Raw genomic sequence first — 12,458 nt, 5'->3', positions numbered from 1 at the left:
TCTCCTCACGCTTCGATGGTGTCGCGATGCGTCGGCAGCAGCTCCTGCCATGCCGCATCGTCCGCGAGCGGCCGGTCGCACGCGCTGACGCCGCGCAGATCGAGCCCGAGCGCCGGCGGCGGCTCGTTGTTCATCACACGTTTGACCGCTGCCAGCAGCGCACGGCGCACCCGCACGACGGCCTGGTCCGCGGGCACCAGATGCTCGCGCGAACGGTCGTAGAGCGGCCCCTGGGACAGCCCGATCGTCGCGTCCTCGACTTCGACGCCGCGCAGCCCGGTCCAGTTTTCCTTCATCCGCTCGCGGCTCTGGCCGAACGAATCGGCCCAGCTCGCGTTGAACGTGCAGTTCTGGCGATCGTAATACTTCGGATCGTCCAGGCCCAGCAGTTCGATGATCTTGTCTTCCGTGACCGGCGAGTCGCCGTGCACGACGATGTAGGTGCTCGTGTGCGTGTCGTCTTCCGGTACTTCGAACACGGTGAACAGAAACGCCGGCGCGGGAATGATGCGGCCGTACGGCACGATGAACGGCACGACGCGCGCATTGCGCACGCCCGGCTCGTCGGTCTTGCGCAGCGCGACGTAGTGAAAGCCGAACGCGGTGTCCTCGATCTTCAGCGACGGTTCGAGATCGTTCGACGCGAGCGCGGCCGGATTCACGACGTCCGGATTGCGCGTGAACGCGTCGTCCTTCCAGCCGGGCCGCGCCATGTTGGTGTGCAGCACGCCGACGTGCGAGCTGTCCTCGCCGCCCTCGACCAGCTGCAGGTAGTTGCACGCGACGTTGATGCGCAGCACGACGCGATGATTCGGCGCCGCATCCATGAACGCGTAGCGCGAAAACGCGGGCTCCAGTTCCTTCGGGCCGACATAGGCCCACACGATGCCGCCGGCCTCGCGCACCGGAAACGCGGGCGCCTTCATCCGCGCCGCGTATTTCGGGTCCGCGTGGTTCGGCGTTTCCAGCACGGCGCCGGACACGCTGAACTTCCAGCCGTGATACAGGCAGCGAATGCCGCCTTCCTCGACACGGCCAAGCGCGAGCGACGCGCCGCGGTGCATGCACAGCTCCTCGAGCAGGCCGACCTGGCCGTTCGAGTCGCGGAACGCGACGTACTGCTCGCCAAGCAGGCGCACGCGCAACGGCGCGCAGTCCGGGTCCGGCAATTGGGCGGACGTGCAGACCGGGTGCCAGTAACGTCGCATCAATGCGCCGCCGGGCGTGCCCGGACCGACGCGGCACAGCATTTCGTTATCTTCGTGACTCAACATGTCGAACTCCTGTTTCAGACTGGGTTATGCGTTGCGCTGCGTGCGGGTGGCGGAAGACGACACGATCCGGTGGTGCGGAACCAGCTGTCGCCAGTCCTCGCCCGGGCCGATTTCGCCGGACACGCCGATCGCACGGCCCGATTCCGCGCGCAACGCCGGAATGTCCTGCTGATCGCGCTCCGCGCGCGCACACGCGAGCAGCGTGCGATGCAGGCGGCTGATCGCGAGATCCGCGCTCGACAGCATTTCCTGCGACCGGTCGCGGATCGCGCCGCTCGAAATGCTGCATGCGGCGTCTTCCTGCGTGATGCTGTCGAATCCGGTGAAGTGGCCGTCGCGCTGCGCATGGCGATCCTGGCGATAGCCGTTGACGAACGACATCGCCGCCGGCGAGTCGCAGGTGTCGAGCGTCATCCCGTATTTGCGCAGCGTCGGCGCGTCGAGGCCCACGAACTTGAGCTGCGCGCTGCGCAGCGGCTCTTCGCCGACGGGCTTGTCGGCATCCCACCACACGTGGAAGAAGTAGCAGCGCTCGTCGTTGATCGGCACCGCGGCGAGCCACACGTCGCCGTTCGCGTTGGCGATGAAGCCCGGCGTGATGAACGACGTGACGCGGGCGATGCGGTTGTCGCCGGCCTGGCGGATCGCGACGTAGTGAAAGCCGAAATCCGTCTCGTCCGCTTCGATCGCAGGGGCCGCGTCGAACTGCATGTGCGTGATCTTCCCCGCATAGTCCAGATCGGAGTCGTTGGTCTGGGCCAGCGCGGAGCTGTGCAGCACGGTCAGGTGCGACGAGTCGACGAGCCCTTCGATCACCTGCACGAAGTTGCAGTTGACGATCGCGCACACGTTGATGCGATGCGCGTCCGGCTGATCCATGAATGCCCGGTGCGGGAATGGCGGCGCGTTGCCCGCCGGGCCGAGATATGCCCACATCAGGCCGCCCGCTTCGCGCACCGGATACGTGCGTCCCCTGATGCGGTCCTTGAATTTCGGATCGGGAACGTTCGGCGTTTCGAGCACCGTTCCGTCCACCGCGAATTTCCAGCCGTGATAGATGCAGCGCAGGCCGTCGCCGTCCGCGCGGGCGAGCTGCATCGACGCGCCGCGGTGCAGGCAGCCTTCGTCGTAGAGGCCCGGCCTGCCATCCCGGTCGCGCCAGACCACGAACCGCTGCCCGAGCAGCTCGATCGTTTTCGGGTCGCCGTCGGGCGGCGGCAAATCGGACGACTGGATCACCGGCAGCCAGAAGCGGCGCATCGCATTGCCCATCGCGGTGCCCGGGCCGGTGCGGCACATCAGTTCATTGTCCTGCTTGGTCAACATGTGGATTCCCTCGTTGCAGTGTTCAGCGGGTCGCGTGCGGCGGCCTCAGAGATCGAGTACCAGCCGCGCAGTCTTCGCACGCGAGCAGCACGGCATGAAGCTGTCGTTGCGCGCTTTCTCGTCGTCGGTGAGATAGAGATCCCGATGGTCGGGCTCGCCGGCCAGCACCCTCGTCATGCAGGTGCCGCAAACGCCTTGTTCGCACGACAGCGGCAGGTTGAATCCGGCGTCCAGCAACGCATGCGCGACGCTTTGGTCGGCCCGCACCTGGATCACTTCGCCGCTGCTGTGAATTTCGATTTCGAACGGGCTGTCTTCGTCGGACGGTTGGACCGGCGCCGCCGCGAAATATTCGCGGTGCAGATGCGCGTCGTCCCAGCCGAGCGTGCGCGCGGTCTGCAGGATGTGATCCATGAAGCCCGTCGGCCCGCAGACATACAGATGCTTGTCGGCCGACGGCGAGCCGATCGCGGCACGCGCATCGAGGTGCTGCTCGGCCGGGCCGTCGTCGACGTGAACCTGCACCCGTGCGCGCGGATCGTCGACGGACGCCATCTGCTGCACGCGCTCGACGAATGCCATCCGCGCCAGCGAGCGGCCGCAGTAGTGCATCGCAAACGGCCGGTGCTCGCGCGCCAGCTGCTGCGCCATGCTGAGGATCGGCGTGATGCCGATGCCGCCCGCAAACAGCAGCGACTGCTCGGGGCCGCGGTGCAGCGCGAAGTGATTGCGCGGCGCGCTGACAGCGTGTCTCCCGCGCGGACGTCGTCGTGCAGGCTCGCGGATCCGCCGCGCGATTGCGGATCGCGCAGCACGCCGATGCGATAGCGCGACGGCTCGCCCGGCAGGTCGTACAGCGAGTACTGACGCACGAGTCCGCTAGGCAGGTGCACGTCGATATGCGCACCCGCTTCGAAGTCGGGCAACCGATCGTCCGACAGCGGCGCGAACTCAAAGCCGACGATGTCGTCGGCCAGCCACGTCTTCGCGGATACGCCGACTCGCAGCAACACGTTCGGTGAAAGGGGGTTCTGTTCCATGATGAGCATTCGAATGAAAAAGGGGGCGTGCGTCACGCCGCGACCGCAAGACGGCGCCGGATGACCACTGGGGCCGCGCCCAGTTGTTGCTGAACGAGCCAGCGCGCGAGCCCCTGGTCCATCACGCGCACATGCTCGGGAAACCATCCGGCCAACGCGCGGGCGAATGCCCGGACGACCTGCGGCCGGCCTTCGGCCAGCGCGGCGCGAACCTCGTCGATCGACCGCAGCACGGCCGCGTGCTCGTCGATATGGCAGCCCGCGGAGCCATAGGCCGTGTCGCGCATCGCGGCATCCTCGTCGCCGAAGTGGTCGTGCGCATGCGCGGCAAACGCATCGAGCGCACGTTTGAGGTCGTCGTCCGGTGTCGTGAGCAGCGCATTCACGCATGCGACGAATTCGTGGTGCGTGTCGTCCATCGACGCGTGACCGAGCGCGTAGTCGTCGCTCCAGACGAAGGGCGGTGTCGGCCGGCGACGGCATGCTCCGGGGATGAGCGGCCGCCTGATGATCTTCTGACTCTTTCATTTTCCTGTCTCGCCACATGAATCGGATCAGACGAATCTCATTTATCTTCCGTGGAAGATAGATAACGATGAACCAAATGTCGAGGTAGGGAAAACTATGAGGCGCTTCAATTTCGCGCCAATAGCCTGTACACGCGCCGCTCCGAGCGAGCATAGGGTAACTCACGACCCGACTGTTGGTTGACATGGAAGATGTGTGATTACTATCTTCCGTGGAAGACATGAATTACATGGAGGCAGCAAAAATGAGTCTGCGGACAAATGGGTTTGGAGAAGGGTTGGCGCGGCGCAACGCGGTCTGGCTCGGACTGTCGACGCTCGCGATGTGCGCGTCGGGAGCGGCGCACGCGCAATCGAGCGTGACGCTGTACGGGATCATCGATACCGGCGTCGAATACGTGACGAACGTCGGTCCCCAGAAGAAGAGCGTGGTGAAGGTGCCGCAACTCACCGGGTCGTTGCCGTCGCGGTGGGGCCTTCGCGGCAAGGAGGATCTGGGCGGCGGCCTGAGCGCGGTCTTCGTGCTCGAGTCGGGTTTTTCGCCGGGGCAGGGGACGCTGAACCAGAGCGGCCGCCTGTTCGGCCGGCAGGCGTACGTCGGGCTGTCGGGGCGGTGGGGCACGCTGTCGGTCGGCCGTCAGTATTCGCAGATCTATTGGGCGATACCGGGCGATACGATGGGGCCGAACATCTATGCGGCAGGGCTGCTCGACACCTATCTGTCCCAGGCGCGCCTCGACAACACGATCGTCTACAGCATTACGTCGTCGGGCCTCACCTTCGGCGTCAGCTATTCGCTCGGGCGGGACGCGGTCGCGCCCGCGGCCGCCGGCGGATGCGCGGGCCAGTCGCCGACCGACTATCGCGCGTGCAAGTCGATCTCCGCGATGCTGAAATACGAGGCGGACAGCTGGGGCATCGCGACTGCGTTCGATCGCAACTATGGCGGCGGCGGGCCCGACTCGCCGCTGCCGTACAGCTCGCAGACCGACACCCGAGCCGTCATCGACGGCTACGTGAAGTTCGGCACGGCGACGATCGGCGGCGGCTTCCTGCACCGCATCAACCACGGGGAAATGGCGCCGGGCGTTTTTGACGCGAGCAGCAATTACTGGTGGCTCGGGGCGACCTATCTGCCGGTTCCAAGCATCGTCCTCGACGCGCAGTTCGGCCATCTCACCGTGAACGGATACGACGCCGGCGCCTCCGTGATCGCGGCGCGCGCGATGTATCTGCTGTCGAAGCGCAGCTCCGTCTACGTAACGGCAGGGCGCATCTTCAATCAGCGCGACTCCGTGCTCACGATCGACGGCGGCACCGCGGGCACGTCTTCGTGGCCGGCGCCGGGCGTGGACCAGACCGGGGTGATGGTCGGCATTCGCCATATGTTCTGAAGAAACGGTGCGCGCGTCGTTCGTGCGGGCTCGCATCATGCTAACTTCCACGGATGACGTTATCTCGTCTTTCGAGAGCGTTCGCGCGCATCGTTCCACTCGATATCCCGGGTTGAAATTGTAGATTTATCCGCGATTTAAGGACCATTCATGCGGAAACAACCTCTCACCGAGATACGGGAAAAATCCCGTCTTGACATCTTCCGAGGAAGATACAATGATGCATCCCGGAAACGGATCGGACGAAGCCCACGCGCGAGTCGTGGCAAGCGTTGCGCCGGTGAAACTCTGGAGACACAAATGAAGATGCAGTCTGGAACATCCGGGCCCGGCGACGCTGCGACGCCGCCGGTCAGTGGACTGTCCTACGTCAAAGGCGCCACCGGCTTCGCGTTGAGCGAACTGACGGTGCCGGCGCTGCTGGCCGAGACCGTGAAGCTTCACGGCGAACGTCCGGCTGTCGTATTCCGCGCGCAAGGCGTGCGCTGGAACTGGCAGGCGTTCGCCGACGAAGTCGATGCGATGGCCGCCGGCCTGCATGCGATGGGGCTGCGCCGGGGCGACCGGATCGGCATCTGGTCACCCAACCGGTTCGAATGGACCGTGACGCAGTTCGCGACTGCCCGGCTCGGCCTGATCCTGGTCAACGTCAATCCGGCGTATCGGCTCGCGGAGCTTGCATACGCGCTGAACAAGGTGGGCTGCAAGGCCATCGTCGCGCCCGAGTCGTTCAAGACATCCCGCTACCTGGACATGCTGCAGACCCTGGCCCCCGAGCTGCAGCACTGCGCACCCGGCGAATTGCGTGCGGCAAGGCTGCCCACGCTGCGATGGGTGATTCGCATGGAGGAGGTGCGCACGCCGGGCATGCTGACGTATCGGCAGGTGCTGGAGCGTGGCGCGGGCGTGCCGATGGACGAGCTGGATGCGATCGCCGCGGCGCTCGATGCCAACGACCCGATCAACATCCAGTTCACCAGCGGCACCACCGGCGCACCCAAGGGCGCGACGTTGACGCATCGGAACATCATCAACAATGCACGGTTCGTGGCGGCGGCCATGAACTTGCGGGAAACGGACCGGCTGTGTGTGTCCGTACCGCTGTATCACTGCTTCGGCATGGTGATGTCGGTCCTCGCGTGTACGGCCAGCGGCGCGTGCATGGTCTTTCCGGGCGAGGCGTTCGATGCGTCGGCCACCATGGCGGCCGTGAGCGACGAGCGTTGCACCGCGCTGCACGGCGTCCCGACGATGTTCATCGCGCAGCTCGACCACCCGGATTTCGCGCGCCACGATTTCTCCAGCCTGCGCACCGGCATCATGGCCGGCGCACCGTGCCCGATCGAGGTGATGAAGCGGGTGGTGGCGAACATGCACATGACGGAAGTCACGATTGCGTACGGCATGACGGAAACCAGCCCGGTGTCGTTCCAGAGCGCGACGGACGATCCGCTCGACAAGCGGGTGTCGACGGTCGGCCGCATCCAGCCGCATCTCGAGTGCAAGGTGGTCGATGCGGACGGGAAGGTCGTGCCGATCGGGCAGACAGGCGAACTGTGCACTCGCGGCTACTCGGTCATGCTCGGCTACTGGGACGACGACGCGCGCACGCGGGATTCGATTCGCGACGGCTGGATGTTCACCGGCGACCTCGCGACGATCGATGCCGACGGCTACTGCAATATCGTCGGGCGTGTGAAGGACATGCTCATTCGCGGCGGCGAGAACGTCTACCCGCGCGAGATCGAGGAGTTCCTGTTCCGCCATCCCAAGGTGCAGAGCGTGCAGGTATTCGGCGTGCCCGATCAAAAGTACGGCGAGGAGATCTGCGCGTGGATCGTGCTCAAGCCGGGCGAGGATGCGTCCGAGGACGAGATCCGCGATTTCTGCCGCGACCAGATCGCGCACTTCAAGATCCCGCGTTATATCCGCTTCGTCGAAGACATGCCGATGACGGTGACCGGCAAGGCGCAAAAGTTCGCGATGCGCGAAAGCATGATCCGGGAACTCGATTTGAATGCCAGCAAAACTGCCTGATCAAGGAGACAAGCATGAAATCCGTCCGTTTCGAGCGTCACGATGCCGTTGGCCACATCGTGCTCGGCAACCCGCCGCTCAACCTGATTGCCACCGCGTTTTCCGAACACCTGAGCGACGCGATCCACGCGGCCAGCGAAGCGAACATCCGCGCGCTGCTGGTTCGTGCGGAAGGTCCGAACTTCAGCCAGGGCGGCGATATCCTCGATTTCATCGACAAGGAATTCAACGCGTGGCGCACCTTCATCAGCGACATGCATCACGCGTATCGCAAGATCGAAGCACTGCAGATTCCGACGGTGTGTGCGGTGCGCGGCCGGGCCTGGGGCGGCGCGTTCGAACTGGCGCTCGCATGCGACCTGGTCGTGGCGGCGGACAACGCGTCGTTCCGCTGCATCGAGCCGTCGGTCGGCACCATACCCGTCTGCGGCGCCGTTCAACGGATCGCGGAACGCGCGGGGCCGGCGCGTGCGGCACGCTACGTCATGTTGAGCGAGGTGATGTCGGGTACGACGGCGGGTGAATTGGGGATCGCCGCGTTCGTGGTCCCGGAAGCCGATGTGGAAAGCGCTGCGCAGGATCTGGCGATCCGGCTGGCGAATGGCCCGACGCGCTCGTATGCGGCCATTCGCGCGCTGCTGAAGGCGTGGTCGGCGGGCGGTGTGCCGGGCGCCGACCAGGTGGTGCTCGATCTCGGGATGCCGCTGCACAACACCGAAGATGCGCGACGCGGGCGGACGGCGCGCGTCGACGCGATGCAGCGGGGTGTGGAACCGGAGCCGGTCGTTTTTTACGGGCGGTGATGCGGGTCGGGGTGGCGTTCCAGTGGAGGGGGCGCTCATGCGAACAAGGGATACCTTTGATCCTGGGGCATTGTTCCGATCAGCTCTTCCCCGACCAGAAAGTCGCCGCAGGCCCGCCACATCCGCGCCGGCCAACCTGTGTGACCTCGACCGAAAGGCTGCTTGGGGCCGTTTGCCACCCGGCATCGGGTCGGACAATGCGTCAACCTTCGCGCGGAATGGCCGTTCACACTGGTCTCCGCGAATGATCGTCGAATCAACCGCGCTCCGGAATTCTGCGTTTGACCCACATACGGCCGGGCGGCTCGAAGTACGTGCCGAACTGTACGAGTCCGGCCTTCTTCAGATGGCACGTCATCTCGAAATTCACCAGTACGCCCGGATCGTCGTTCTCGAGGATCGCGACGTCGATCGAGCGGATACGTGGTTCATATTTCAGAAGCGTCGCTTCCATCTGCTGCTTGAGCAGGTGGGCTGAAGCGGGTAGCGCCTTGTAGATGTTCGTCAGGTCCGGCAGACCATAGTCGGGGAGGTGCTTGAGTGCGCCGGCCCGTGTGTTCAGGATGCGCTGTACGTTCTGCTGGACGCTCATGCATTCCAGTGTCCGGTCGTCATAGGCGTCAAGCGGCTCACCTCCGATTTGGCCGAGCAGCATGTCATAGAGGGAGGGTCCCGACTGCATGATCATCCTCGGTCCGTTACACGGACACGGCGGTGGTGGGTTCTGTCGTGCCGGCCGCAACGTCGTCGCGATCGACAAAATCGATTGTCAGATTTCCGTCGGCCGAGCCCGACAAAACGATCTTCGCGGGCGCGTCGCCGGCCGCCATGCGTACGAGCAGCTCACGGGATACGGTGGGCAGGATGCGTTGGTCAAGGAATGCATCGACGTTGCGTGCGCCGGACTCCCGCGCCAGGCAAAGCTCTGCCATTGCTGCGACCAGCGAGTCATCGCACGCCAGCTCAACGTCGTGCTGTCGGCACAGGCGTTCGGCAACCTTTGCCACCTTGAGCCGCACGATCGACGCGAGCGCGGTGGCGTCGAGCGGCCGATAGACGATTGACTGGAAGCGGGCCAGCAGCGCAGGCTGAAAGTGCGCCACCAACTGCGGGTGAATTGCATCGAGCAGCGCCGCCTGCGTGACGTCCGGATTGTCCGCGGTCACGTCGTCGATCTGGGCACTTCCAAGATTGGAGGTCATCAGGATCACGCAGTTGCGGAAATCGATTTCTCGCCCTTCGCCGTCGCGCATCGTGCCGCGGTCGAACACCTGATAGAACATGTCCAGCACGTCGCGGTGCGCCTTCTCGACCTCGTCGAGCAGCACGACACTGTAGGGACGCTGCCGCACGGTTTCGGTCAGGATACCGCCGCGGCCGTAACCGACGTAGCCGGGCGGGGATCCTTTCAGTTGCGATACCGTGTGCGACTCCTGATATTCCGACATGTTGATGGTCGTGAGCGCCGCCTCCCCGCCGAACAGCAAGTCGGCCAGTGCCAGTGCCGTTTCAGTCTTGCCGACGCCCGATGTTCCTGCGAGCAGAAATACGCCAAGTGGCGCATGTTCATTCTTGAGGCCCGCCTTCGCGGTACGCAGGCTCTCCGCGAGCGCAGTCAGCGCGTCGCCCTGCGCGACCACGCGCTTGGCCAACTGCTGCTCGAGGGTCAGCAGGCTCTGCAGTTCGTCTTCCATCAGGTTGCCGACAGGCACACCTGTCCATTCCGCGACGACGCGCGCGATCGCCGATGCATCGACGTCCACGAAGACCAATGGCGTCCTGCCTTGTCGATCGGCAAGCCGATGTTTGGTTTCGTCAAGCTGGTTGCGCTCGGGCATCGAGCTGCCTTCGCTGATCGCGGCCCGATGCCGGTGAACGAGACGCACCAGTTCGAGCTCACTGACATAGCGGGTCTGCAGGTCTGTCAGGACGTTGCGTGCCTCGGTCAATGCGCCTTCCAGCACCGCGCGTCGGCCCGCAACGTCGTCGATGCCGGCCTGCGCGTCCGAGTCGAGTGTTGCCTGCTCCAGTTCGAGCGCGGCGACCGTTGCGCTTGCACGCTGCAGTTCTGCCGGCGGCGATTCAAGCCCCATGCGCACACGAGCGGCGGCCGTATCGATGAGGTCGACCGCCTTGTCCGGAAGTTGCCGGGCCGGGATGTAGCGGCGCGAAAGCTTGACTGCCGCGACGAGCGCCTCGTCGCGGATGTGCACGTTGTGGTACTTCGCATAGCGGCTCTTCAGGCCGCGCAGCATCAGGCAAGCCGCATCATCGTCGGGTTCGTCGACCTTGATGATCTGGAAACGGCGCTCGAGCGCGGCGTCGCGCTCGAAGAACTCCTTGTACTCGGACCATGTTGTCGCCGCGATCGTGCGCAGTTCGCCGCGCGCGAGTGCGGGTTTGAGCAGGTTGGCTGCGTCGGCACCGCCGGCGGAATTGCCTGCGCCGATCAGCGTATGGGCTTCGTCGATGAAGAGCAGGATCGGCATCGGGGAGGCCTGCACTTCGTCGATCACGTTCTTGAGGCGCTGCTCGAATTCGCCCTTCACGCCGGCACCGGCCTGCAGCAGTCCGAGATCGAGCGTAAGAATGCGTACGCCGCGAATGACGTTGGGCACGCTCCCGTCGGCAACGCGCAGCGCGAGGCCTTCGACGAGTGCGGTTTTGCCGACGCCCGGCTCACCGACGAGGATCGGATTGTTCTTGCGCCGGCGCGCGAGCACATCGACCATCTGCTGGATCTCGCGATCCCGGCCGAATACAGGATCGATGTCGCCGCGGCGGGCCTTGTCGGTCAGGTCGATCGCAAAACGGGCGAGTGCATCGCCTTCGGTGGTCCGCTGGGGCGCAGGCGTCATCGTCGCAATGCGCGCGGCCGTCTCCCGGGTATTGTCTTCGGTAGGAGCCGTCGCACCGTCGTCCGTTCCACCTTCATTGCCTTCGTCGAACCGGCCCTCGCAAGACCGATGGGCCAGGCGAGGCAGAATCCGATGGACCTGCGCGCTGCTGACGGACAGCAGCGGCCATGCGTTCCGGGCACGCAGCACATGGGGCGTATCGGCAATCGCCTGCAGCAGGTTGCCGGACCGGATGGTTGCGTCATCCTTCTCCGACGACGCGTGCATCCACGCATCCTGCAGCATGGTCGCCAGTTGCGGGGAGAGGGCGGGCTTACCTCGCAGATTGCGGGGAAGGTGGTCGATGGCGGCGATGAGCGCATCCCAGACGGTGTCGATGTCGATCCCGTAGTGCCCCAGGATCGCGGGAATATCGCCGTCCGCCGCTTCGAGCAGCTTGAGCAGCCAGTGCTCGACCGTGATTTCGTCCGCGAGACGCGTCTGGCATAGGCTCACGGCCGCTTCGAGCGCCGTGGCGCAGTGCGGATTCAGCCGACGGAGCAGGTGAGTAGTGTCGCGCGGAGTCATGTCGATGCCTGGATACGGAAAGGAGTAAGCCGCAACCATCGGCGTGGCTCGCTCCCGGGTAGAAAAAGGCCGGCCAGACCAGTTCAGGCCGGCAAAGGAACCGCTAAAAGACTCGGCGGTTCCGACCGTGCGATAAGGATCAGGAACGCTCGTTCCAGGTGTCCTTGTGGATGATGTTGCCGTCCTTGTACGACCACGTGATCGTCTCGTAACGCAACTCGACGTTTTCGAGGTGGTTATGCTTCTCGTAGTCCGGGTTCTTGATGTCGTACATCACCGGATTCACGGCGACGATCTTGACGTTGTCGAGCTTCGTGTTGAAATACTCCTTCTCCTTGCCCGCGTCGTCGATCTTGTACCACTTGATCTCGACCGACTTCAGCGTCTGGCCGCTCGTCACCGCCTTGTACAGATACGGCGTCGACGCGTCCGTCTCTTTCGTCAGCGTGATGGGCTTGTGAACACGCGTACCCGTCAGTTTGCCGGTGTTGCCGTCGGTCGGGATGTGCACGCCGTGATCGAATGCGACGAGCTCGACGCTGCCTTCACGGCCTTGAACCGTCACCGAACCCTTGATGTCGGCGCCGCCATCGTCCTTGAGCCACATATAGGCAGGAATTGCCATTTCTTCA

The 12,458-nt window shown here is 64.6% G+C and carries 9 protein-coding genes and 1 pseudogene; 3 read left to right on the top strand and 7 right to left on the bottom strand.

Going from position 1 to position 12,458, the window contains the following annotated elements:
• Positions 1 to 5: 5 nt before the first annotated feature.
• The 4 genes and pseudogenes from ACN22W_RS33860 to ACN22W_RS33845 all read right to left on the bottom strand — a co-directional run bounded on the left by ACN22W_RS33860 (position 6) and on the right by ACN22W_RS33845 (position 4,059).
• Positions 6 to 1,274, bottom strand: a complete 1,269-nt coding sequence (locus ACN22W_RS33860) for a Rieske 2Fe-2S domain-containing protein (protein ID WP_419690422.1) — start codon at positions 1,272 to 1,274, stop codon at positions 6 to 8.
• Positions 1,275 to 1,298: 24 nt separating this feature from the next.
• The gene (locus tag ACN22W_RS33855) at positions 1,299 to 2,600 is read right to left on the bottom strand and encodes a Rieske 2Fe-2S domain-containing protein (RefSeq protein ID WP_419690421.1); all 1,302 of its coding nucleotides are present in this window, start codon (positions 2,598 to 2,600) and stop codon (positions 1,299 to 1,301) included.
• A gap of 45 nt (positions 2,601 to 2,645) precedes the next feature.
• A pseudogene (locus tag ACN22W_RS33850) lies at positions 2,646 to 3,640 on the bottom strand (PDR/VanB family oxidoreductase).
• Positions 3,641 to 3,672: 32 nt separating this feature from the next.
• Positions 3,673 to 4,059 carry a bacteriohemerythrin gene (locus tag ACN22W_RS33845; protein ID WP_419690420.1) on the bottom strand — a complete coding sequence of 129 codons (387 nt, stop codon included), beginning with the start codon at positions 4,057 to 4,059 and terminating at the stop codon, positions 3,673 to 3,675.
• 386 nt (positions 4,060 to 4,445) lie between these two features.
• Here ACN22W_RS33845 and ACN22W_RS33840 point away from each other — a divergent pair, with 386 nt between their 5' ends.
• From ACN22W_RS33840 to ACN22W_RS33830, 3 genes are all read left to right on the top strand, one after another.
• Positions 4,446 to 5,561 carry a porin gene (locus tag ACN22W_RS33840; RefSeq protein WP_419690419.1) on the top strand — a complete coding sequence of 372 codons (1,116 nt, stop codon included), beginning with the start codon at positions 4,446 to 4,448 and terminating at the stop codon, positions 5,559 to 5,561.
• Between the two features lie 300 nt (positions 5,562 to 5,861).
• Positions 5,862 to 7,598 carry an AMP-binding protein gene (locus ACN22W_RS33835; protein ID WP_419690764.1) on the top strand — a complete coding sequence of 579 codons (1,737 nt, stop codon included), beginning with the start codon at positions 5,862 to 5,864 and terminating at the stop codon, positions 7,596 to 7,598.
• A 14-nt stretch (positions 7,599 to 7,612) separates the two neighbouring features.
• Positions 7,613 to 8,401 carry an enoyl-CoA hydratase/isomerase family protein gene (locus ACN22W_RS33830; RefSeq protein WP_419690418.1) on the top strand — a complete coding sequence of 263 codons (789 nt, stop codon included), beginning with the start codon at positions 7,613 to 7,615 and terminating at the stop codon, positions 8,399 to 8,401.
• Between the two features lie 256 nt (positions 8,402 to 8,657).
• On the opposite strand, the gene tssE is transcribed toward ACN22W_RS33830, so the two are convergent.
• The 3 genes from tssE to ACN22W_RS33815 all read right to left on the bottom strand — a co-directional run bounded on the left by tssE (position 8,658) and on the right by ACN22W_RS33815 (position 12,451).
• Positions 8,658 to 9,083 (bottom strand): type VI secretion system baseplate subunit TssE, encoded by a 426-nt coding sequence (gene tssE / locus ACN22W_RS33825; RefSeq protein WP_419690763.1) that lies wholly within the window; start codon positions 9,081 to 9,083, stop codon positions 8,658 to 8,660.
• Positions 9,084 to 9,099: 16 nt separating this feature from the next.
• The gene (tssH, locus tag ACN22W_RS33820; protein ID WP_419690417.1) at positions 9,100 to 11,826 is read right to left on the bottom strand and encodes a type VI secretion system ATPase TssH; all 2,727 of its coding nucleotides are present in this window, start codon (positions 11,824 to 11,826) and stop codon (positions 9,100 to 9,102) included.
• Between the two features lie 139 nt (positions 11,827 to 11,965).
• Positions 11,966 to 12,451: an Hcp family type VI secretion system effector gene (locus tag ACN22W_RS33815; protein ID WP_040140390.1), complete on the bottom strand. Its 486-nt coding sequence runs from the start codon at positions 12,449 to 12,451 to the stop codon at positions 11,966 to 11,968.
• Positions 12,452 to 12,458: the final 7 nt, after the last annotated feature.

Origin of the sequence: Burkholderia theae (assembly GCF_048565265.1) — a bacterium.
Lineage (GTDB): Bacteria > Pseudomonadota > Gammaproteobacteria > Burkholderiales > Burkholderiaceae > Burkholderia > Burkholderia theae.
Note: the sequence above shows the minus strand (reverse complement) of the source record. Positions and strands in the feature narration are given on the sequence as shown.